The 22,569-nt window shown below is 70.8% G+C and carries 20 protein-coding genes; 15 read left to right on the forward strand and 5 right to left on the reverse strand.

Annotation, left to right across the window (positions count from 1 at the left end; genetic code table 11):
- Positions 1-204: 204 nt before the first annotated feature.
- Both F7R91_RS16090 and pepN read left to right on the forward strand, forming a co-directional pair.
- Entirely contained in the window at positions 205-1,221 is a 1,017-nt protein-coding gene (locus F7R91_RS16090) for an aspartate-semialdehyde dehydrogenase (protein WP_150949292.1), read from the forward strand.
- Between the two features lie 160 nt (positions 1,222-1,381).
- Positions 1,382-3,961: an aminopeptidase N gene (pepN, locus tag F7R91_RS16095; RefSeq protein ID WP_150949295.1), complete on the forward strand. Its 2,580-nt coding sequence runs from the start codon at positions 1,382-1,384 to the stop codon at positions 3,959-3,961.
- Positions 3,962-4,003: 42 nt separating this feature from the next.
- Here the strand turns inward: pepN and F7R91_RS16100 are convergent, their stop codons facing one another.
- The 4 genes from F7R91_RS16100 to F7R91_RS16115 form a co-directional block, all read right to left on the reverse strand.
- Positions 4,004-4,471 (reverse strand): hypothetical protein, encoded by a 468-nt coding sequence (locus tag F7R91_RS16100; protein WP_191971509.1) that lies wholly within the window; start codon positions 4,469-4,471, stop codon positions 4,004-4,006.
- A 171-nt stretch (positions 4,472-4,642) separates the two neighbouring features.
- Complete coding sequence (locus F7R91_RS16105; RefSeq protein WP_150949298.1) at positions 4,643-4,891, reverse strand: hypothetical protein; 249 nt, start codon at positions 4,889-4,891, stop codon at positions 4,643-4,645.
- A 71-nt stretch (positions 4,892-4,962) separates the two neighbouring features.
- Positions 4,963-7,068, reverse strand: coding sequence for a 4-alpha-glucanotransferase (malQ, locus tag F7R91_RS16110; protein WP_150949301.1), 2,106 nt, complete (start codon positions 7,066-7,068; stop codon positions 4,963-4,965).
- 8 nt (positions 7,069-7,076) lie between these two features.
- On the reverse strand, positions 7,077-7,301 hold the full coding sequence (locus F7R91_RS16115; protein ID WP_150949304.1) for a hypothetical protein: 225 nt from the start codon (positions 7,299-7,301) through the stop codon (positions 7,077-7,079).
- Between the two features lie 185 nt (positions 7,302-7,486).
- On the opposite strand from F7R91_RS16115, the gene F7R91_RS16120 reads away from it, so the two are divergent.
- The 3 genes from F7R91_RS16120 to F7R91_RS16130 are packed head-to-tail and all read left to right on the forward strand — an operon-like array spanning position 7,487 to position 10,082.
- Complete coding sequence (locus F7R91_RS16120; RefSeq protein WP_150949307.1) at positions 7,487-8,020, forward strand: PadR family transcriptional regulator; 534 nt, start codon at positions 7,487-7,489, stop codon at positions 8,018-8,020.
- The gene (locus F7R91_RS16125; RefSeq protein WP_150949310.1) at positions 8,017-8,712 is read left to right on the forward strand and encodes an ABC transporter ATP-binding protein; all 696 of its coding nucleotides are present in this window, start codon (positions 8,017-8,019) and stop codon (positions 8,710-8,712) included. The genes F7R91_RS16120 and F7R91_RS16125 overlap by 4 nt, the downstream gene beginning before the upstream one ends.
- Complete coding sequence (locus F7R91_RS16130; RefSeq protein ID WP_150949313.1) at positions 8,709-10,082, forward strand: ABC transporter permease; 1,374 nt, start codon at positions 8,709-8,711, stop codon at positions 10,080-10,082. The genes F7R91_RS16125 and F7R91_RS16130 overlap by 4 nt, the downstream gene beginning before the upstream one ends.
- 95 nt (positions 10,083-10,177) lie before the next feature.
- On the opposite strand, the gene F7R91_RS16135 is transcribed toward F7R91_RS16130, so the two are convergent.
- Entirely contained in the window at positions 10,178-10,714 is a 537-nt protein-coding gene (locus F7R91_RS16135) for an HNH endonuclease (protein WP_150949316.1), read from the reverse strand.
- 285 nt (positions 10,715-10,999) lie between these two features.
- Here F7R91_RS16135 and F7R91_RS16140 point away from each other — a divergent pair, with 285 nt between their 5' ends.
- The 10 genes from F7R91_RS16140 (at position 11,000) to F7R91_RS16185 (ending at position 22,560) form a co-directional block, all read left to right on the forward strand.
- Entirely contained in the window at positions 11,000-12,103 is a 1,104-nt protein-coding gene (locus F7R91_RS16140; protein ID WP_191971515.1) for a mechanosensitive ion channel family protein, read from the forward strand.
- 135 nt (positions 12,104-12,238) lie between these two features.
- Positions 12,239-12,859, forward strand: coding sequence for a Uma2 family endonuclease (locus F7R91_RS16145; RefSeq protein WP_150949322.1), 621 nt, complete (start codon positions 12,239-12,241; stop codon positions 12,857-12,859).
- Positions 12,860-12,957: 98 nt separating this feature from the next.
- Complete coding sequence (locus tag F7R91_RS16150) at positions 12,958-13,791, forward strand: hypothetical protein (protein WP_150949325.1); 834 nt, start codon at positions 12,958-12,960, stop codon at positions 13,789-13,791.
- A gap of 227 nt (positions 13,792-14,018) precedes the next feature.
- Complete coding sequence (locus F7R91_RS16155; protein ID WP_150949329.1) at positions 14,019-15,257, forward strand: ROK family transcriptional regulator; 1,239 nt, start codon at positions 14,019-14,021, stop codon at positions 15,255-15,257.
- Positions 15,258-15,390: 133 nt separating this feature from the next.
- Positions 15,391-16,728, forward strand: a complete 1,338-nt coding sequence (locus F7R91_RS16160; protein ID WP_150949333.1) for an ABC transporter substrate-binding protein — start codon at positions 15,391-15,393, stop codon at positions 16,726-16,728.
- Between the two features lie 4 nt (positions 16,729-16,732).
- A complete protein-coding gene (locus F7R91_RS16165) occupies positions 16,733-17,680 on the forward strand; it encodes a carbohydrate ABC transporter permease (protein WP_150949337.1) in 948 nt (315 codons plus the stop codon).
- Position 17,681: 1 nt separating this feature from the next.
- Positions 17,682-18,575 (forward strand): carbohydrate ABC transporter permease, encoded by an 894-nt coding sequence (locus F7R91_RS16170; RefSeq protein ID WP_150949338.1) that lies wholly within the window; start codon positions 17,682-17,684, stop codon positions 18,573-18,575.
- Positions 18,576-18,664: 89 nt separating this feature from the next.
- Positions 18,665-19,930 carry a 6-phospho-beta-glucosidase gene (locus F7R91_RS16175; protein WP_150949341.1) on the forward strand — a complete coding sequence of 422 codons (1,266 nt, stop codon included), beginning with the start codon at positions 18,665-18,667 and terminating at the stop codon, positions 19,928-19,930.
- A complete protein-coding gene (locus F7R91_RS16180; RefSeq protein WP_150949344.1) occupies positions 19,921-20,889 on the forward strand; it encodes an N-acetylglucosamine kinase in 969 nt (322 codons plus the stop codon). The genes F7R91_RS16175 and F7R91_RS16180 overlap by 10 nt, the downstream gene beginning before the upstream one ends.
- Positions 20,890-21,108: 219 nt before the next feature.
- Positions 21,109-22,560 (forward strand): hypothetical protein, encoded by a 1,452-nt coding sequence (locus F7R91_RS16185; protein WP_408056035.1) that lies wholly within the window; start codon positions 21,109-21,111, stop codon positions 22,558-22,560.
- Positions 22,561-22,569 lie beyond the last annotated feature (9 nt).

Below are 22,569 nucleotides of genomic sequence, written 5' to 3' on the forward strand. Positions count from 1 at the left end.
CCTGGCCGGAGCCAATTTCTGCAGCTCAGAGGGGCAGGAGCGGGAGTTCCGCAACCGGGGGACCTCTGTGGACGTCCCAGCCCTCGGGCATGACGCCCAAAGAATTGGACAGGCGGACCGGGGTCGGCCGCATGATGGAAAAGCCTCGGCCAGGCACCATGCACATATAGGCATGCACGCAGAAGACGCACAGAGGGAGTAGCCGTGAGGGTCGGAATCGTCGGAGCCACCGGTCAGGTCGGCACGGTCATGCGCAGGATTCTCACGGAGCGCGACTTCCCGGTCACCGAGCTCAGGCTGTTCGCCTCGGCCCGCTCGGCGGGGTCGGTGCTCGACGGGGTGACCGTCGAGGACGCGGCGACCGCCGACTACTCCGGCCTCGACATCGTCCTGTTCTCCGCGGGCGGCGCGACCTCCAGGGCGCTGGCCGAGAAGGTCGCCTCGCAGGGCGCGGTCGTGATCGACAACTCCTCCGCCTGGCGCAAGGACCCGGACGTACCCCTGGTGGTGTCCGAGGTGAACCCGCACGCGATCGCCGACCGCCCCAAGGGCATCATCGCCAACCCGAACTGCACGACGATGGCCGCGATGCCGGTGCTGAGGCCGCTGCACGACGAGGCGGGCCTCGAGGCGCTGGTCGTCGCCACCTACCAGGCGGTGTCCGGCTCGGGCCTCGCGGGTGTCGCCGAGCTGCACGGCCAGGCGCAGAAGGTGATCGCGGACGCCGACAGGCTGACCCACGACGGTGAGGCGGTCGACTACCCCGAGCCGCAGGTCTACAAGCGCCCCATCGCCTTCAACGTGCTGCCTCTCGCGGGCTCGATCGTCGACGACGGTCTCCACGAGACCGACGAGGAGCAGAAGCTGCGCAACGAGTCCCGCAAGATCCTGGAGATCCCCGCGCTCAAGGTCTCCGGCACCTGTGTGCGCGTGCCGGTCTTCTCCGGGCACTCCCTCCAGGTCAACGCCCGCTTTACGCGTCCGCTGTCCGTGGAGCGTGCCACGGAGCTGCTGGCCGGCGCGCCGGGCGTGATCCTCTCCGACATCCCGACGCCGCTCCAGGCGGCCGGCAAGGACGCGTCGTACGTCGGCCGCATCCGCACCGACGAGACGGTGGAGCACGGTCTGGCCCTGTTCATCTCCAACGACAACCTCCGCAAGGGCGCTGCGCTGAACGCGGTGCAGATCGCGGAGCTGGTGGCAGCGGAACTCAAGGCCTGACGCCTCGGACAACGAGTCACCGATCGACGGGCCGGGCGTGGACGCATTGCGCCCGGATTTCCGTGTGTCCGCCCCGCTCACCGGCGGGTTCTGGACATCGCGCTGTGTGCAGGTCACGTGGAAGGATGGCGCAACCCACACATAACGAGGAGATGACCGCGTGCCTGGCACAAACCTGACTCGCGAAGAGGCGCAGCAGCGGGCGAAGCTGCTGACCGTTGACTCGTACGAGATCGATCTCGACCTCTCCGGCGCGCAGGAGGGCGGCACCTACCGGTCCGTTACCACGGTGCGCTTCGATGTCGCCGAAACCGGCGCGGAGTCCTTCATCGACCTGGTGGCCCCGGCGGTCCACGAGGTCACGCTCAACGGCGACCCGCTCGAGGTGGCCGAGGTCTTCAAGGACTCCCGGATCGCACTGCCCGGGCTGCTGGAGGGCCGCAACGTCCTGCGGGTCGTCGCCGACTGCGCGTACACCAACACCGGGGAGGGCCTGCACCGATTCGTCGACCCGGTCGACGAGCAGGCCTACCTCTACACCCAGTTCGAGGTGCCGGACGCGCGCCGTGTCTTCGCGTCCTTCGAGCAGCCGGACCTCAAGGCGACCTTCCAGTTCACGGTGAAGGCGCCGACCGGCTGGACCGTCATCTCCAACTCGCCGACGCCCGAGCCCAAGGACGACACCTGGGTCTTCGAGCCGACGCCGAGGATCTCCAGCTACATCACCGCGCTGATCGTCGGGCCGTACCACTCGGTCCACAGCGTGTACGAGAAGGACGGGCAGTCCGTCCCGCTCGGCATCTACTGCCGGCCCTCGCTCGCCAAGTTCCTGGACTCCGACGCGATCTTCGAGGTCACCCGGCAGGGCTTCGACTGGTTCCAGGAGAAGTTCGACTACGCGTACCCGTTCAAGAAGTACGACCAGCTGTTCGTGCCGGAGTTCAATGCGGGCGCGATGGAGAACGCGGGCGCGGTGACCATCCGCGACCAGTACGTCTTCCGGTCCAAGGTGACCGACGCCGCGTACGAGCTGCGCGCGGAGACGATCCTGCACGAGCTGGCCCACATGTGGTTCGGCGACCTGGTCACCATGGAGTGGTGGAACGACCTGTGGCTGAACGAGTCGTTCGCCACGTACACCTCCATCGCCTGCCAGGCGTACTACCCCGAGTCGCGCTGGCCGCACTCCTGGACCACGTTCGCCAACTCCATGAAGACGTGGGCCTACCGTCAGGACCAGCTGCCCTCCACGCACCCGATCATGGCGGAGATCCGCGATCTGGACGACGTGCTGGTCAACTTCGACGGCATCACGTACGCCAAGGGCGCGAGCGTCCTGAAGCAGCTCGTCGCCTATGTCGGCATGGACGAGTTCTTCGCCGGCGTGCAGGCCTATTTCAAGCGGCACGCGTTCGGCAACACCCGGCTGTCCGACCTGCTGGGCGCGCTGGAGGAGACCTCCGGCCGCGACCTGAAGAACTGGTCGGAGAAATGGCTCCGGACCGCCGGCATCAACATCCTGCGCCCGGAGATCGAGACGGACGCGAACGGTGTCATCACCTCCTTCGCGATCCGGCAGGAGGCCCCGGCGCTCCCGTCCGGCGCGAAGGGCGAGCCGACCCTGCGCCCGCACCGCATCGCGATCGGCCTGTACGAGCTCGAGGACGTCAGCGGCAAGCTGGTGCGGGACGAGCGCATCGAGCTGGACGTCGAGGGCGAGCTGACCGCCGTACCGCAGCCGGCCGGCCGGCGCCGTCCGGCCGTGGTGCTGCTCAACGACGACGACCTGTCGTACGCGAAGGTCCGCCTCGACGAGCAGTCGCTCGCCTTCGTCACCGAGCACCTCGGCGACTTCGAGGCCTCGCTGCCGCGCGCGCTGTGCTGGGCCTCGGCCTGGGACATGACCCGGGACGCGGAGCTCGCCGCCCGCGACTATCTGTCCCTGGTGCTGTCGGGCATCGGCAAGGAGTCCGACATCGGTGTGGTGCAGTCGCTGCACCGCCAGGTGAAGCTGGCGGTCGACCTGTACGCCGACCCGGCCGCCCGCGAGGCACTGCTCACCCGCTGGACGGACGCCACGCTGGCGCACCTGCGCGGGGCGGAGGCGGGCGGCGACCACCAGCTGGCGTGGGCGCGGGCGTTCGCGGCGACGGCCCGTACGCCGGAGCAGCTGGACCTGCTGGAGGCCCTGCTGGACGGTTCGCAGACGATCGAGGGCCTGGTCGTCGACACCGAGCTGCGCTGGGCGTTCGTGCAGCGGCTCGCGGCGGTCGGACGCTTCGACGAGGCGGAGATCGCGGCCGAGTACGAGCGTGACAGGACGGCCGCCGGCGAGCGTCACGCGGCCACCGCCCGGTCCGCCCGTCCGACGCCTGAGGCGAAGGCGGAGGCCTGGGCCTCGGTCATCGAGTCCGACAAGCTGCCGAACGCCGTCCAGGAGGCGGTCATCGGGGGCTTCGTCCAGACCGACCAGCGTGAGCTGCTGGCGCCGTACACGGACCGGTTCTTCGAGGTGGTCAAGGACATCTGGGCGTCCCGCTCGCACGAGATGGCCCAGCAGATCGCCGTCGGGCTGTACCCGTCGGTCCAGGTCTCGCAGGAGACCCTGGACAAGACGGACGCGTGGCTGGCCGCCGCGGAGCCCAACGCGGCACTGCGACGCCTGATCTCCGAGTCCCGTTCCGGTGTGGAGCGGGCGCTGAAGGCGCAGGCGGCGGACGCGCAGGCCGCGGGCGCGTAACCGACGGTGCCGGTGGTGCCGGCGGGCGGGTGACCGGGGTGGTCACCCGCCCGTCGCGCACACCAGGCGGGCCGTGTCGAGCATGCTCCGCACATGCAGTCCGGTCTGCACGGACACGGGCACCCACCGCAGGTCGTACGACTTCTCCAGTTGCCGGCACCACTCGCGCACCAGGTTCCCGAGGGTGTCGCAGAGCTCGGGGTCGGTGCGGGCCAGCGCCCGGCGCATCATGGCCGCGGCGCGCAGCGGGATACGGCGGGCGGCGACACCGAGGGTCGCGAAGTGGCCCTGGTACGGGGTGTGTTCCTCCGAGGCCCAGGTCTCGACGATCGACGGCGCCACGTCGACGAGTTCCCGTGCGGCGTCCCGCAGGGGCGCCAGATCCTCGGGCACGACCGCGGCCGCCCGCTCACCGAGTACGGCCATGAGCTCCCGGGTCTGGCCCAGCAGCACCTCGCCCACCCGCGCGATCTCGCGGTCCGGGTCGGCGACGGGCCGCACTTCGCTCACCGCGGGCACGCACGAGCGTGGTGCTCGTCGTGGCACCACGCTGTGTCCGGCGTTCCTCGCCACGGTCACCTTGCCCGCGGACCTCAAGCTCCTCCGTGGCGCCAGCGGCGCCCACGCAGGAGTGTGCGGTGAGCCCGGTCAAGGGGCTCGGGACAGGAAGGCCCGGCCTGCTCAGGCCTTCGCCTTGGCCTTCGGCCGGCGGTCCGACTTGTCGAGGACCATCACAAGGCCCGCGATGATCACGAAAAGGGCGATCGGGGCAATGACGTAGAGGCCCAGCGTCTCGATGACGCTGAGGCCCGAGCCGGGGTCGTCGCCGTCGTCGCGGGTCAGCGCGAGCGCGGGGGACGACATGAGCAGCATCATCAGCGTCGTACCGGCGGCCAGGGTGCCGGCGCGCAGGGCATTCTTCTTGTCCACAGGGCCAACGTAGCGAACGGCCGAACGGGGCGCGCGTCCGGGGGTGCCGTACGGGACCTCGGCGCGCATCGTCAGGTGCGTGACTCCCCCGCCCGCTCCCGCAGCACGTCCATCAGCGCATGCAGCCTCGGCGCCCCGGCCAGCTCCTCCAGGGTGACGGGCCGGCCCTCCGCGTCGGCGATCGGCAGCCGCCAGTTCGGGTACTGGTCCCAGGTCCCGGGAAGGTTCTGCGGGCGCCGGTCGCCCACCGCGTCCGGCAGCCAGACGCCGATCATGCGGGCGGGGGTGCGCAGCAGGAAGCGGTGGACCGCCTGGACCTCGGCCTCCTCCGAGAACGAGTCGACGGCACCCCCGGTACCCCGCAGCAGGCCGAGCCGGGTGAGCAGCTCCAGCCACTCCCCCGTGTCGGCGGCGGCCTCCGCCCGTTCCTCGTCCAGGGGGCGGGTGAGCAGGCCGAGTCGGTCGCGGAGTTCGACGTGTTCGCCGGTGAGGCGGGCGGCGGTGGGCGGCAGATCGTGGGTGGTGGCGGTGGCCAGGCAGTCGGCGCGCCAGCGGTCGGGGGGCAGCGGGCGGCCGTCGCCGCCCCAGTCGCGTTCGAACCACAGCACCGAGGTGCCGAGCACCCCGCGCTCGCGCAGCGTCTCGCGCACCCCGGACTCGACCGTGCCGAGGTCCTCGCCGATCACCAGGGCCCCGGCCCGCGAGGCCTCCAGTACGAGGACGGCGAGCATGGCCTCGGCGTCGTAGCGGACGTACGTCCCTTCCGTGGGCGGGTGTCCCTGCGGTACCCACCAGAGCCGGAACAGGCCCATGACGTGGTCGATGCGCAGAGCGCCCGCGTAGCGGAACAGGGCCCGCAGCAGCTGCCGGAACGGCGCGTACCCCGACTCGGCCAGCCGGTCCGGGCGCCACGGCGGCAGGCCCCAGTCCTGGCCGCGCGCGTTGAAGGCGTCCGGTGGCGCGCCGACCGACATCCGGGCGGCGAAGTACTCCTGCTGCGCCCAGGCGTCGGCGCCCCCGGGGTGCACGCCCACCGCGAGGTCGTGCACGATCCCGGCCGGCATCCCGGCCTCGCGCGCGGCGTGCTGGGCGTCGGTGAGCTGGGTGTCGGTGAGCCAGGCGAGGCGCGAGAAGAAGTCGACGCGGTCCAGCAGCTCGGCGCGGGCACGGGCGGTGTCGGCCGAGCGGGGGTGCCGCAGGCCGGACGGCCAGCGGTGCCAGTCGGAGCCGTGCACCTCCGCGAGCGCGCACCAGGTGGCGTGGTCCTCCAGGGCCTCGCCCTGCTCGGCGAGGAAGTCGGCGTAGGCGGCGCGGCGGCCGGGGCCGAGCGGGACCTCGCGGACCAGTTCCAGCGCCTCCCGCTTGAGTTCCCATACGGCGTCGCGGTCGATCAGCGCACCCTTGTCCAGCACCGAGGCGCGCAGCCGGCCGGCCCGTTCCAGCAGGGCCCGCACCCGGTCGCGGTCCGGGCCGCAGGAGACGTACGCGAACTCGGGGACGTCCTCGACCCGCAGATGCACCGGGTCGGGGAAGCGGCGCGAGGAGGGACGGTAGGGGGAGGGGTCGGTGGGGGCGCCGGGTACGGCCGCGTGCAGCGGGTTGACCTGGACGAATCCGGCGCCGAGCGCCCGGCCCGCCCAGGCGGCCAGCTCACCGAGGTCACCGAGGTCGCCCATGCCCCAGGAGCGCTGCGAGAGCAGGGAGTAGAGCTGGACGAGGAGGCCGTACGAGCGTCCGGCGGGCGTCGGCAGCCGGGGCGGCGCGACGACCAGGTGGGCCTCGGCGGTGCGGCCGTCGGGCGCGGTGGCGGTCAGCCGGTGGACGCCGGGCGGGAGTTGTCCGGCGGCGGCGCGCGTCTCGCCCTGTTCGGTCTCGATGCGCAGACGCGTGCCCTCGGGCAGCGCGGCCAGTGCTTCGGGGTCGGTGCCCCTCCAGCACACCACCGTCGGCGGCAGCAGGCGTTCGCCCAGTTCGCGCTCGCGGGCGGTGAGGGCGGCCCGGGTCGCCTCGGGGGTGCTCGCATCGACGCCCAGGGCGGCCAGGGCGAGGGTGACGGCGTCGGCCGAGGCCGCGACCGTACGGTCCGGGGACGGGCTGTAAGAGGTGGCGACGCCGTGCAGTCCGGCGAGCCGGGACAGGTCCTCGGAGGGGGGTTCGGCCGGCCGGGGCGCGGTCATCGGGGCCTCTACGCGTCCAGGCCGGCGATCGCCGACTCGCTGGTCAGCGGCGCGGCGTCGGACAGCGGCGGCTCGCTGGTGAGGGGCTCGGCGTCGGGCAGCGGCGGCTCGCTGGTCAACGGGGCTTCGGCGCAGGCGCCCTCCGCGCTGAAGACGCAGGCGTGCGCCTCGGGTTCGGCGCCCGCCCCGGGTTTGGACTGGGCGGGGAGCAGAAGGTGTGCCGATACGGCCACGGGGGCCTCCTTGTCGAGTACGACGAGCGGTCACCGCAGCCCTACCCAGCGGGCGCGGCAGCAGACGTACCCGAGGCAACAACGTGCCTCTGGTCACATCCTGTACTCCAGTCTGACGTGCCCGGCCCCACTTTTTCTCTGATCACTATTCACTCAGTACATGTAGCCAGTACATAATGATGCTCATGAGCACCCGCCACGTCCTGCTGGGACTGCTCGTCTCGGGGCCGAGCCATGGCTACGACCTCAAGCGACGGCACGACGAACGCTTCCCGCAGGCCCGTCCGCTGGCCTACGGGCAGGTCTACACGACCCTCCAGCGCCTGGTCCGCGACGGCCTCGCGGAGGTCGACGGCACCGACGCCGACGGCGGGCCGGAGCGGACGATGTACCGCTCGACCACCGAGGGCTCGCACGAACTGGCCCGCTGGGCCGGGGAGATCGCCCCGCCCGCGCCGTTCGTGACGAACGAGATCTTCGCCAAGGTGGTCGTCTCGATCCTGTCCGGCGGCGACCCGGAGGCCTATCTGAAGGCCCAGCGCGCCGCCCATATGAAGCGGATGCGCGAGCTCACGGCGGTCAAGACCGCCAAGGGCGCGGATCTGTCGACCCTGCTCTCGGCGGACTACGCCCTCAACCACCTCGACGCCGACCTCCGCTGGATGACCACCACGGCGGCCCGGCTCACCACCCTGACCGCGGAGGTCGACACAGCATGAACAACGGGGAGAACGCAGTGCCGCTGCTGGCGGCCCGTGACCTCGCCAAGACGCACGGCAGAACACAGGCCCTGCGCGGCGCCTCGGCCGAGCTCCGGGCCGGCGAGATCCTCGCCGTCACCGGCGCCAGCGGCAGTGGAAAGTCCACGCTGCTGCACTGTCTGGCGGGCATCGTCCGCCCGGACGCGGGCTCGGTGACCTACGGCGGGGAGCGGCTCGACCGGCTGCCCGAGAAGCGTCTGAGCGGGCTGCGCCGCGGCGACTTCGGCGTGGTCTTCCAGTTCGGGCAGCTGATCCCCGAGCTGACCGCCCTCGACAACGTGGCCCTTCCACTGATGCTGGCGGGCAGCTCCCGCGGGGACGCACAGGCACGGGCCGGCGAGTGGCTGGAGCGGTTCGGGGTGCGCGGGCAGGCCGGGCTGCGGCCCGGGGAGATGAGCGGCGGCCAGGCCCAGCGGACCTCGCTGGCCAGGGCCCTGGTCACCGGCCCGAAGGTGGTCTTCGCGGACGAGCCGACGGGGGCGCTGGACTCGCTGGCGAGCGAGCAGGTGATGACGGCGCTGGTGCACACGGCCCGCGACTCGGGCACGGCCGTACTGCTCGTCACGCACGATGCGCAGGTGGCGGCGTACGCGGACCGCGAGGTGCGGCTGAGCGACGGGGCCGTGGTGCCGACGGGGGTGACGGCATGAGGGCCGAGCTGCGGCTGGCGCTGCTGCTCACACGGGGATCGAACCGGCGCGAGTGGTGGCGGGTCGTGCTCACCGCGATCGGGGCGGTCATGGCGACGGGCATCGGACTGGTGATCATGGTCCTCGTCCCGATGACCGGGCACCACGATGTTGGGGTCGGCTCCGGGCTGCTCGACGAACCCGGGACCCGCGGTGGAGTGATCATCGCGCTGATGCTGCTGCTCATCCCGGTGTTCGGGTTCCTCGGCCAGTGCGCGCGGATCGGCGCCGTGCACCGCGACCGGCGGCTGGCCGCGCTGCGGCTGGCCGGCGCGACGCCCGCTCAGGTGCGGCGGATCGCGGCACTGGAGACCGGGCCGGCCTGTCTGGCCGGTTCGTCCGTGACCACGGTGTTCTCCGTGCTGTTGCTGCTGCGCCTGTGGCAGCGTCCCGCACCCTGGGCCTGGGCCGGCATGGCCGTCGTGGCGGTACTGGTGCCCGTGCTGGGCGCGGCCGTGAGCGTCCTGGCGCTGCGCGGGGTGGTGGCCTCGCCGCTGGGCCGGCTCCGCCGGGTGCGGCCGACCGCCGGTCCGGGGCGGGCTTTCCAGGTGGCGACCGGGCTGCTGGGGCTGCCGGCCGTGCTGGTCGCGATGACCCCGCTCACCGGCGATCCCTTCGAGTTCGGCGTCGTCGGGTTCGCCCTCGGCCCGCTCACGGTCTTCGCCCTGTGTCTGCTGGTCGGCGCCTCCGCGGTATGGCTGGCGGGCTTCTCGTCCCGGTGGCTGGGCCGGGTGCTCGCGGCCCGGGCGCAGCGCCCGGCGCTGCTCATCGCGGCGGAGCGGCTGTACGACGATCCCTGGGCGGCGTCCCGCACGCACGGGGCCGTGCTGCTGGTGACCGTCGTGAGCACGGGCTTCGTGGGCGTGCGGCAGACCCTGCTCGCGGATCTGGAGGCCTCGCGCCGCATGGGCCAGCTGGGGATGGACATGTCGTACTACACGAACGGGATCGAGCTGACGGCCGCCGCGATCCTGGTCGCGCTCGCGATCGTCCTGACGGGGCTCGCCGTCGGCACCGCCGAGTCCCTCGCCACCCGGCGCCGGGGCCTGGCAACTCAGCACGCGGCCGGAGTCCCGCACGGGGTGCTGGCCCGGGCACTGCTGCTCGAAACGGCACTGCCGCTGGCCTGCGCGGTCACCGTGGCGGGCATCGGCGGCATGGCGATCGGCGTCTGGTACGCCTCGCTCACCACGGAGCACACCGTCCCGGACGTACCGTACGCGGCCCTGCTGGTCCCGCTCGCGGTGTACGGAGCCTGCATGCTGGCCGCCGCCACCGCACTCCCCCTGCTGCGCCGCTCGGTACGCCCCGCCGAACTGCGCTACGCATGACCCCGTGACCGTCCGCCCCGGGAGCACGGGGGGCTCCCGGGGCGGACCACACCGTGCGACGCCCTGTGACCAGGGGTATGCGAAGGCCCGGATCCTCAGGCGGAAATGCCGTCGATCCGGGCCAAGGCGTCGTCCGCGCCGTACGGCTGCAAGTACGGCATCCAGCGCGGGTCCCTATGGCCGGTCCCGATGATGCGCCAGGCCAGACCGGTGGGCGGAGCGGGTTTGTGGCGCAGCCGCCAGCCGATCTCGACGAGATGGCGGTCGGCCTTCACATGGTTGCAGCGGCGACAGGACGCCACCACGTTGTCCCAGACGTGCTTGCCCCCGCGGCTGCGCGGGATGACGTGGTCGACGCTGGTTGCGACGCCACCGCAGTACATGCACCGGCCCCCGTCCCGAGCGAAGAGCGCGCGACGGGTAAGAGGAACGGGCCCCCGATAGGGAACCCGGACGAATCGCTTGAGCCGGACCACGCTGGGTGCGGGGACTGTGACGGTTGCACTGTGCATAAAGGCGCCGGACTCCTCGAGGCAGACTGCCTTGTTCTCGAGGACGAGGACGAGCGCACGGCGAAGCGGTACGACGCCGAGGGGCTCGTACGACGCGTTGAGGACCAGGACATGCGGCACGGATGGCCTCCTTGTACGCCGGCGGCGCGTGGCTCGCGCCGTGGACGATCCGTAGTCAGTCTCCCCTCATGCCTGGTGGAAGCGCCACCATGTCCCGGTAACGGGCTGGGAGTGTTTTCGACCACACCCTTCTTCATCCCCAGGTGAACACCGTCTCTCCCCCGGACACTGCGCAGATCCACACGCGATGCACCGTTAGTGTGGTTGGTCTGCCCGTCCGGTGACCTTTTCGTGATCTTGACCGCCGTGCCGGAGGGCGGGCCGCTGCACCTGGAGGTACCTGCCGTGTCCTTGTCCGCCGTCCTACTGGCCGCCGGTCCGTCGCCGTCGCCGACCCCCTCGGAGTCGACGACCCCTGCGGTCCCGTCGCTCCGGGGTGCCCAGGAGAGCGCCACGAACGCCGCCGGCTGGGTCGAGCAGAACTGGTCCACCTGGCTCGCGATCGGCCTCAGGGTCCTGCTGATCCTGGTGATCGCGGCGGTGCTCAGAATCGTGGTGCGGCGGGCGATCACGAAGCTCATCGACCGGATGGGCCGCACCGCGGACGCGGTCGACGGCACTTCCCTCGGCGGTCTGCTGGTCAACGCCGAGCGCCGCCGCCAGCGCTCGCAGGCCATCGGCTCGGTGCTGCGCTCGGTCGCGTCCTTCGTGATCCTCGGCACGGCGGCGCTGATGGTCCTCGGGACGTTCGAGATCAACCTGGCCCCGCTGCTGGCCTCCGCCGGTGTCGCGGGTGTGGCGATCGGTTTCGGCGCGCGCAACCTGGTGACGGACTTCCTCTCCGGCGTCTTCATGATCCTCGAGGACCAGTACGGCGTCGGCGACTCGATCGACGCGGGGGTCGCCTCCGGCGAGGTCGTCGAGGTCGGCCTGCGCGTGACCAAGCTGCGCGGCGACAACGGCGAGATCTGGTACGTCCGCAACGGCGAGGTCAAGCGCATCGGCAACCTCTCCCAGGGCTGGGCGACGGCCGCGGTCGATGTGACCGTGAGGTCGTCCGAGGACCTGGACCGGGTCAAGGCCACGCTCGACCAGGTCGCCGAGAAGATGAGCAAGGAAGAGCCCTGGAACGAGCTCCTGTGGAGCCCGATCGAGGTGCTCGGCCTGGACAGCGTGCTGCTCGACTCGATGGTGGTCCGCGTCTCGGCCAAGACGATGCCCGGAAAGTCCCTGACCGTGGAACGCGAACTGCGCTGGCGCGTCAAGCGGGCGTTCGACGCGGCCGACATCCGCATCGTCGGCGGCGAGACGACCCCCCTCACCGAGGCCACCACCCCGGACCCGACCGCAGCGGTGGCGGCCCCTTCGGTCTACGCCAACACGGAGTCCCCCCAGTCGACGGCGGCTTCCCCGATCGCAGCCCAGCGGGCGGTACCTCCGGCGAAGTAGGGGAACGATTCAGCACACTCGTTCGAGTGAACGGTCGGGGCATCCGGCGCCGCGGGGGTGCTGGATGCCCCACCGCTCTGCCGGGGCACCCAGCGCGGGCTTAGCCTGGCATCAGTGCGACGAGGAGAACGAGCGATGAGCGCCGAACCCATCCTGGAGCCGGTGATGATGCAGCAGGACCCCATCGATCTGTTGATCGCGATCGAGGAGGCGTCGGTGGCGCCGATTCGACCCGAGTACGTCGAGGGGATGGCCATCGTGCCGCCGACGCCGAACGACAACCACAACGACGGTGCATTCGAGCTGGGCTTCCAATTCCGCTCAGCCGGACTCCGCCTCGTAGGCATGGGCAACGGCTACCGAGCCGCCCACAAGGACGGCAGAACCATGGCCCTCCTCATTCCGGACTTCTACGTCCGCCGCCGCAGGCCGACCGAACTCGACGAGTCGTATCGCAAGGCTCACAAAGGCTGGTATCCCATCGACATGATCGCCCTCGTCGGTGAAGTCACCTCCACCAACCACGAGACCGACACCGGCCCCAAGTTCCGCACCTACGCCGCCGCGGGAGTCCCCGTCTACGTCCTCGTCGACCGCCACGCCAAGACGGCCCACTGCTACACAGACCCCGTTCTTCCGGGCGACGACCCCACCGAGGCCTACTACAACACCGACACCAAGGTCGACCTCGGCGCTCCCCTTCCCCTTCCGGCGCCGTACCCCACACTCGACACGGCCCCCTTCCTGGACGCCTGACCTCCGGTCACCCCCAAGATCCCCTAAGGTCGCCCTCACAGCGGGCCCTTGTTCTGGAGCGAACCGCCCAGGGGTCCGCTTCGAATGTGGGGAAACACATGAGAAAGCTCGCCATCGGCGCCGCCCTGTCCGGTGCCCTGGCCCTGACGGGGCTGACCGCTCCCGTCGCCTCCGCCGACAGCCCGGACCTGGTCTTCTCCGATGTCGTGGTGAACAAGGGGAAGGCGATCGTCGTCGGGACCGACGCCGTCGTGAAGGTCCCGGTGACGTACACCCTGACCCGGCCCGCCGACCTGGAGATCGACTACGAGACGACCTTCGCGGCCGTCGTGCTCTACCGCGGCACGCTCAGGACGGTCGACAACGGGATCGACCCCGAGACCGCGCCCACCTGCACCACCACCGGCACGACGGACACCACGGCGACCGACACGTGCACGGAGACACTCGTCATCGACCCCGAGGACAGCCTGTACGAGGCCGCGGACGCCGGCACCTGGAAGGCGGGCGGCTTCTACAGCCACATCGAGCAGGACGAGGACGACTCCGACGGCCACATCAGCTTCGACTCCGGCTACGACCTGTGGGGCGGCCTCGGCACGGCCCAGGTCAAGCGCGCCGCCAAGCTCACGGTCAATGCCGGCCCGGAGCCGGCGGTCGCGGGCAGGACGCTCACCGTCAAGGGCTCGCTGACCCGGGCCAACTGGGAGACGGGCAAGTACGCGGGCTACAAGGGCCAGTCGGTGCTCCTCCAGTTCCGCGCGAAGAACAGCGACACCTACGCCACGGTCAAGACCGTGACCTCGGGCACCGGCGGCGTTCTGTCGACCACCGTCAAGGCCTCGAAGAGCGGCACCTACCGCTACCAGTTCGCGGGTACCGCCACCACGGGCGCGAAGGCGTCCGCCGGCGACCACCTCGACGTGAAGTAGGCGGCCCCACCCGGCAGCCCACAGCCCACCGGCAGCCCCCGCAGGTAACGATCCGTCGCCTCGGGGGCTGCATCTCTTGACGTCCTCTTCGCCCCGGGCTTACGTTCTCGACATCCGATAGGAAACCTTCCTAACAATGATCAGGAGGTACCCCTTTCGCGATCACCCGTGGACGCACCCACCGGGTCACTGAGAAGCTGGACGGCTGAAAGGCAGGTGTCGACCCCATGGCAGGAACCGCCGGTACGCCGGGCACCCCGCGCGTCCTGCGCGCCATGAACGACCGGGCCGCCCTGGACCTCCTCCTGGCGCACGGGCCGCTGTCCCGCACACGGATCGGCAAGCTCACCGGCCTGTCCAAGCCGACCGCCTCCCAGCTCCTCGCCCGTCTGGAGGCGGCGGGGCTCGTGCTCGCCACCGGCACCACCGAGGGCCGCCCGGGACCCAGCGCCCAGCTGTACGAGGTCAATCCGGCCGCCGCGTACGCCGCCGGACTCGACGTCACCCCCGAACGCATCCTCGCCGCCGTCGCCGACATTACCGGACGGACGATCGGGCGGCACGAACTGCCCACCCCCGGCAGACGCACCGGCACCCCCGTCGTCCAGCAGGTCACCGACGCCCTGGACTCCGCGGTGAAGGCGGCGGGGCTCGCCCGTGACGACGTCCACCGGCTCGTCATCGGCACACCCGGCGCCTTCGACCCCAACACCGGCCGACTGCGCTACGCCTCCCATCTGCCGGGCTGGCACTCCCCCACGCTGCTGGACGAACTCGCCGCCGCCCTGCCGATGCCGGTCGAGTACGAGAACGACGTCAACCTCGTCGCCGTGGCCGAACAGCGGCTGGGCGCGGCGCGGGGGCACGGCGACTTCGTGCTGCTGTGGAACGAGGGGGGCCTCGGTGCCGCTCTGGTCCTCGGCGGCCGGCTGCACCGCGGCTGGACCGGCGGCGCCGGCGAGGTCGGTTTCCTGCCGGTGCCGGGCACACCGCTCGTCCGGCAGGTCACCAAGGCCAACAGCGGCGGCTACCAGGAGCTGGCCGGTTCGCAGGCCGTCCCCAAGCTGGCCCGACGGCTCGGCGTCAGGGAGATCCCGTCGGGCCCGCACGCCGAGGTCGCGGCCGCGGTCGTGGCGCGGGCGGCAGAAGCCGTGCAGGCGGCGGAGGCCTCAGGCGCCGCCGACGGTCCCCACCGGCGTCTGCTGGAGACGTACGCGACCCACCTCGCCACCGGTCTCGCCTCCCTCGTCTCCGTCCTCGACCCCGAACTCGTCGTCCTCAGCGGCGCCTCACTGACCTCGGGCGGCGAGGTGCTGCGCGCGCTCGTCCAGGCCGAGCTGGAGGAGCTGGCCGCGTCCCGGCCGCGGCTCGTGGTCGGCGATGTCCGTGAACACCCCGTGCTGCGCGGCGCGTTGGAGAGTGCGCTCGCGACCACCCGCGACGAGGTCTTCGACACCTCCGGCTGAGCCGGGGCCACGGCCTCGGCCCGGACCCGACCGAACTCCCCATCCCCCTCCCGCCCCCCTCTCCCCCTCGCACCCACCGTCCCGCCTTCCCATCCCCCTTTTCCGCCCCGCCCCGTCCCAGGGAGACCCTGCCATGCCCGGAATGTCCCGGAAGGCTGCCGTCGCGCTGGCCGCCTCCGCCTCCATTGCCCTCTTCGCCACCGCCTGTACCGGCCAGTCGGAGTCCGGCGCCAGTGACGACGCGTCGAAGGAGACCACGATCAACTTCTGGCACGGCTGGAGCGCGCCGTCCGAGCAGAAGGGCGTGAAGGAACTGGTCGCGGGGTTCGAGAAGGCGCACCCCAACATCCACGTCAGGATCGTCGGCAATATGACCGACGACAAGGTCAACCAGGCCCTGCGCGCCGGCGGTGACAACGCCCCCGACGTGGTCTCCTCCTTCACCACCAACAACGTGGGCAAGTTCTGTTCCTCCGGGGCGTTCGTCGACCTCAACCCCTTCTTCAAGAAGGCGGGCATCGACCCGGACGCGACCTTCCCGAAGGCGATGAACGAGTACACCCAGTACGACGGCAACCGCTGCACGGTGCCGCTGCTGGGCGACGCGTACGGCCTCTACTACAACAAGACCGCGTTCGAGAAGGCCGGGATCAAGAGCCCCCCGAAGACCTGGTCCGAGTTCGAGGCCGACGCCAAGAAGCTGACCGTCACCAAGGGCGACTCCTACACACAGCTCGGCTTCATGCCGAACTACCACGGCTGGGAGAGCACGACCGAGCACATCTTCGCCCAGTGGTCGCCGACGTACTTCGACTCCAGCGGCAGGTCGAACCTCGCCAAGGACCCCAAGTTCGCGGCCGGTTTCACCTTCCAGAAGAAGCTCGTCGACGAACTCGGCGGCTACAAGAAGCTGGAGAAGTACCGCTCGGGGCTCGGTGACGAATGGGGTCCCAAGCACCCCTTCCACACCGGCCAGGTGGCGATGCAGATCGACGGTGAATGGCGGCTCGGGATGGCCCTGGACGCCAAGCCGGAGTTCGAGATCGGCGTCGCGCCGATGCCCGTCCCGGACGACCAGGCCGACCAGTACGGCAAGGGCTACATCACCGGCACCATCGCCGGTATCCCCGCCACCAGCAAGAAGCAGAACGCGGCCTGGGAGCTGGTGAAGTACATGACCACGGACACGGACGCGGTGGTGGGCTTCTCCAACGCCATCCACAATGTGCCCTCCACCCTTCAGGCCCTGAAGTCGCCGAAGCTGAAGTACGACCCGCGCTTCAAGACGTTCCTGGAGATAGCCTCCCATCCGAACTCGCCGACCACTCCGGCGTCCGTCAACGGGGGCGTGTACCTCGTCACGATCCAGAAGTTCGGATACGACTACGAGAGCGGCAAGGCCACCGATCTGAAGGCCGGCCTGGAGCGGACGGCCCGGCAGATCGACACGGACATGGCGCAGGCGCAGTAGTCCCATGGCCACGACCGCGTACCCGCTGCGCGCCAGGCGACGGAAGGCGGCCCTGAAGACCGCCGCCTTCCTGTCGCCCTGGCTGATCGGTTTCTCCGTCTTCTTCGCGTACCCGCTGATCTCGACGGTCTATTTCTCTTTCATGCACTACGACGGGTTCAGGCCGCCGACGTTCAGCGGGACGAAGAACTGGCTCTACGTCTTCCGGGACTATCCCTATTTCTGGCCCGCGATGCGCAACACCCTGTGGCTGGTCGTCGTCATGGTCGGCCTCCGGGTGGTGTTCGGGCTCGGTGTCGGGTTGCTGATCACCAAGATCAAGACCGGCACGGGTGTCTTCCGGACGCTGTTCTATCTGCCCTACCTCGCCCCGCCGGTCGCCGCCACGATGGCGTTCGCCTTCCTCCTCAACCCCGGTACGGGCCCGGTCAACTCGATCCTGGAGAAGACCGGCATCCCGGCCCCGGCCTGGTTCAACGACCCCGCCTGGTCCAAGCCCGCGCTCACCCTGCTCGCCCTGTGGGGCGTCGGCGACCTGATGGTCATCTTCATGGCCGCGCTGCTCGACGTACCGAAGGAGCAGTACGAGGCCGCCGAACTGGACGGCGCCTCGGCCTGGCAGCGGTTCCGGTACGTGACGCTGCCGAACATCTCGCCGATCGTGATGTTCGCCGTGGTCACGGGCGTGATCCAGACCATGCAGTACTACGCCCAGCCGCTGATCGCAGGGAAGGTCGCCTCGGGCGTCATCCAGGGCGCCGGCACGAACTTCGAGCCGGGCTATCCGGAGGACTCGACCTGGACGCTCCCCCAGCTCGTCTACAACCTCGGCTTCCAGCGCTTCGACTACGGCTCCGCGTGTGTGGTCGCCCTCGTGCTGTTCGCGCTGTCCATGGCGTTCACGGCGCTGCTGATGCGGCGCCGCGGCGGGCTCATCCAGGCAGGTGACTGACATGACCCAAGTACTGGACAAACCCGTGCAGTTGACCGCGCCGGACGCGGCGGCCGAGCGCACGGCCCGGCGCAAGGCGCTCCTGGAGTGGGTCGCGATCCACTCCCTCGGCGTGGCCGCCGCGCTGTTCTTCGTCCTCCCTTTCGTGTTCGTCTTCCTGACCTCGCTGATGAGCGACAGCCAGGCGCTCAGCCGGGACCTGATCCCGCACACCTGGGAGTGGGGCAACTACACGAAGGTCTTCGACACGCCCGGCTTCCTGACCTGGTGGAGGAACACGCTGTTCTACGCGGGTCTCGGCACCTTCCTCACCGTCGTGTCGTCGATCCCGGTGGCGTACGCGCTCGCGAAGTTCCGTTTCCGCGGCCGCAATCTGTCCCTCATGCTGGTGATCTCGATGATGATGCTGCCGCCGCAGGTGATCGTCATTCCGATGTACCTGTTCTGGGCGAAGCAGCTGGACCTGTCGGGGACGCTGTGGCCGCTCATCATCCCGATGGCGTTCGGTGACGCGTTCTCCATCTTCCTGCTGCGCCAGTTCCTGATGACCATCCCGAACGAGTATCTGGACGCCGCGAAGGTGGACGGCTGCGGCGATGTGCGCACGCTGCTGAAGGTCGTGCTGCCGATGGCGAAGCCGGGTATCGCGGCCGTTGCGCTCTTCCAGTTCTTCTACGCCTGGAACGACTACTTCGGGCCGCAGATCTACGCCTCCGAGAACGCCGGCGCCTGGACCCTGAGTTACGGCCTGGAGTCGTTCAAGGGCATGCACCACACCGACTGGAACCTCACCATGGCCGCGACCGTGCTGGTCATGGCCCCCGTGATCCTCGTTTTCTTCTTCGCCCAGAAGGCGTTCGTCGAGGGCGTCACGCTCACCGGAGTAAAGGGTTAACCACGCATGCTGTGCTCTCCCGGGGGACAACCCCCGGACCCCCGGCCGATGATCACCGCCCCCGGCGTCCGAAAGCGAGGGATCCTTCAGTGAAACTCACCGTGGTCGGCGGAGGCTCGACCTACACACCCGAACTCATCGACGGTTTCGCGCGGCTGAGGGACACCCTGCCCATCGAGGAGCTGGTGCTCGTCGACCCGGCCCCGGAGCGCCTGGAGCTGGTGGGCGGTCTCGCCCGCCGTATCTTCGCCCGGCAGGGCCACAGCGGCAGGATCGTCACGACCGACGACGTCGATACGGGCGTCGAGGGCGCCGACGCGGTCCTCCTCCAGCTCCGCGTCGGCGGACAGGCGGCCCGCGAGCAGGACGAGACCTGGCCGCTGGAGTGCGGCTGCGTCGGACAGGAGACCACGGGCGCGGGCGGCCTGGCCAAGGCGCTGCGCACGGTCCCGGTCGTCCTCGGCATCGCCGAACGCGTCCGCCGTACGAACCCGAACGCGTGGATCATCGACTTCACCAACCCGGTCGGGATCGTCACCCGCGCCCTGCTCCAGGCGGGCCACAAGGCGGTCGGCCTGTGCAACGTGGCGATCGGCTTCCAGCGGAAGTTCGCGGGCCTGCTCGGCGTCGAACCCGCGGACGTCCATCTGGAGCACGTCGGCCTCAACCATCTGACCTGGGAGACCGGGGTACGTCTGGGCGGCCCCGAGGGCGAGAACGCCCTGCCCGGGCTGCTGGCCGGACACAGCGAGGCGATCGCCGCCGACCTGCGTCTGCCCCGCCCGCTCCTCGACAGCCTGGGCGTGGTGCCGTCCTACTACCTGCGCTACTACTACGCGCACGACGAGGTCGTACGGGAGCTGCGGACGAAGCCGTCCCGCGCCGCGGAAGTGGCGGAGATGGAGCGGCAGCTGCTGAAGATGTACGGCGATCCGGAGCTCGACGAGAAGCCGGCGCTCCTCGCCAAGCGGGGCGGCGCCTACTACTCGGAGGCCGCCGTGGACCTGGCGGCCGCACTGCTCGGCGGGGGCGGAAGCCCCTACCAGGTGGTGAACGCCTGCAACCGGGGCACACTCCCCTTCCTCCCCGACGACGCGGTGATCGAGGTGCAGGCGGCGGTGGGCCCGAAGGGCCCGGCCCCCCTCCCCGTCCCCGCCGTCGACCCGCTGTACGCCGGTCTGATGGCGAACGTGACGGCCTACGAGGACCTGGCCCTGGAGGCCGCCCTGCGCGGCGGACGCGATCGGGTGTTCCGGGCGCTGCTCGCCCATCCCCTCATCGGCCAGTACGCGTACGCCGACACCCTCACCGACCAGCTGATCGCACACAACCGGGAGCATCTCGCGTGGGCATGACCGCATGTGTCCTCGCCGTCGACGCGGGCAACAGCAAGACCGACGTCGCGGTCGTGGCGGCCGACGGGACCGTCCTCGCCACGGCCCGCGGCGGAGGGTTCCGGCCGCCCGTGGTGGGCGTGGAGCCGGCGGTGGACACGCTCGCCGAGGCGGTCGGACATGCCTTCGCCGCGGCCGGGGTGGTGTCCGTCGACCAGGTGTTTGCGTGTCTGGCCAACGCCGACTTCCCCGTCGAGGAGGAGCAGTTGGCGGCCGCGCTGCACGCGCGCGCGTGGGGCACGGGCGTCGAGGTGCGCAACGACACCTTCGCGATCCTGCGTGCGGGCGTCACCGAGCCGCGCGGGGTCGCCGTCGTCTGCGGCGCGGGCATCAACTGCGTCGGTATGCACCCCGACGGCCGTACCGCCCGCTTCCCCGCGCTCGGCCGTATCTCCGGCGACTGGGGCGGCGGCTGGGGCCTGGCGGAGGAGGCCCTGTGGCACGCGGCCCGCGCGGAGGACGGCCGCGGCGGCCCCACGGCGCTGGCACGCACCCTTCCCGCCCACTTCGGCCACGACTCCATGTACGCCCTCATCGAGGCCATGCACCTGGACCACATCGAGCACGCCCGCCGCCACGAACTGACGCCGGTCCTCTTCGCGACAGCCGCGGACGGCGACCCCGTCGCCCGCGCGATCGTCGACCGTCTCGCCGACGAGGTGGCGGCGATGGCCACGGTCGCCCTCGCCCGGCTGGGCCTGCTGGACGAGGAGACACCGGTACTGCTGGGCGGCGGCGTCCTGGCCGCGCGCCATCCCCAACTGGACGACCGGATCCGCGAGGTGCTGGCGGCCCGGGCGCCGAAGGCGGTGCCCCGGGTGGTGACGGCGCGCCCGGTACTGGGGGCGGCCCTGCTGGGGCTGGACCGGGTGGGGGCGGGGGCGGAGGTGCACGCAAGGGTGCGGGCGTACTTCGCGTAGCCCACCTCCACCCCCACCCTCGCACCCGTCGCCCGCGGCTCCTGGAACCGAACGGATTCCACCGGCGTATTCATGGGCAGGGGGTGGTGCGAGGCGCTGCTTCGTGCCGGAATACCGTCGAGCACACTGCGATCCGATCAAGATCCAGTGAAGGCCGGTGCGGATTGTCGGTCCCGGCAGCGATACTTGCGGCGACGGATGACCATGGGGGAGGTCACAGTGACACATCCGCCGAAGAGCGCGGCACCACCGCCGGGCGGCGCGGGCATGCCCACGATGCCGGTGGTGCCGCCGCAGCCGGGCCCGCCCGGCCGGCCCGCCTCCCCTCCCCCGGCCCCCGCCCCGCCCCGCCGTACCGCCTTCGCCGAGGGCGTCGACCAGCTGCGCGCGGCCGCCACCACCGAGCCCGGCCGGCTGCGCGTCATCGGCGCCGTCCTCGCCCTGCTCGTCGTCGCGTTCGGCGCCGTCACCGCGTGGCAGACGACCGAGCGGGCCGGCGCCGCCGACGACGTGCTGCACAGCAGCCAGCCGCTCAGCTCGGACGCGGCCGACATCTACCGCTCGCTCGCCGACGCCAACACCATGGCGGCCAGCGGCTATCTCGCCGGCCTTCAGGAGACCCGGGAGACCCGCGAGCGCTACGAGAACGACGTCCGTACGGCCGCAGCCAAGCTCGTCACCGCCGCCGCCAACTCCGAGCCGGGTTCACCCTCCGCGGCCACCATCGCCGAGCTCAACGAGCTTCTGCCGGAGTACAAGGGCCTGGTGGAGACCGCCCGTGCGAACAACCGGGAGGGCTTCCCGGTCGGCGGCGCCTATCTGCGTCTGGCCAACGACACGATGCAGAACAAGATGCTCCCGAAGGCCGAGGACCTCTACAAGAAGGAGAACCAGCGGCTGCGCGAGGACTACGGGGACGCGACGTTGTACCCGTGGGCCGCGATCGCTCTGGGCCTCCTCGCGCTGGCCGCGCTGGCGTGGGCCCAGCATCGCAACTACCGGCGCACGAACCGCGTTCTGAACCACGGCATGGTCGCCGCCACCGCCGCGACCACGGTGGTCCTGCTGTGGCTGGTCGTCGGCCACACCGTCGCGCGCGCGGGGCTCAACGACTCCTACGACCACGGAGTCCGTTCGCTGAACGTGCTGCACGACGCGCAGATCGCCTCCCTCAAGGCCCGCAGCGACGAGAACCTGACCCTGGTCAGCCGTGGCGCGGAGACGAAGGAGCTCAAGGACGGCACGGTCATGGACGCCTACGACTGGGGCTACGACCAGGAGATCGAGGCGCTCGCCAGAACGCTGACCCGGGCCGGCGCCCTCGCCGACGACCCGGCGGGCAAGAAGCCCGTGCAGGTCGCGAACAGCTCCATGAAGGAGTGGAAGCTCCGGCACAGCACGGCCCGCAAGGACAACGAGTCCGGCGAGTACCAGAAGGCCCGCGACCGGGTCATCGGCACCTCCAAGGAGCAGTCGACCAGCGTGTGCTTCGACAACGTCGACACCTCCCTGGCGGCCGCGCTCCGGCACGAGACGAACGAGTTCAGGGCATCCGCCGGTGACGGCCTGGACGCGATGTCCGGCCTCACCGTCGGCTCGGCGGCGCTCGCGGTGCTCGGCGCGGCGGGCGCGACGCTGGGCGTCGGGCGCAGGCTGTCGGAGTACCGGTGAAAGGGGGCG

It is taken from the genome of Streptomyces luteolifulvus (assembly GCF_008806595.1).
GTDB classification, from domain to species: Bacteria; Actinomycetota; Actinomycetes; order Streptomycetales; family Streptomycetaceae; genus Streptomyces; species Streptomyces luteolifulvus.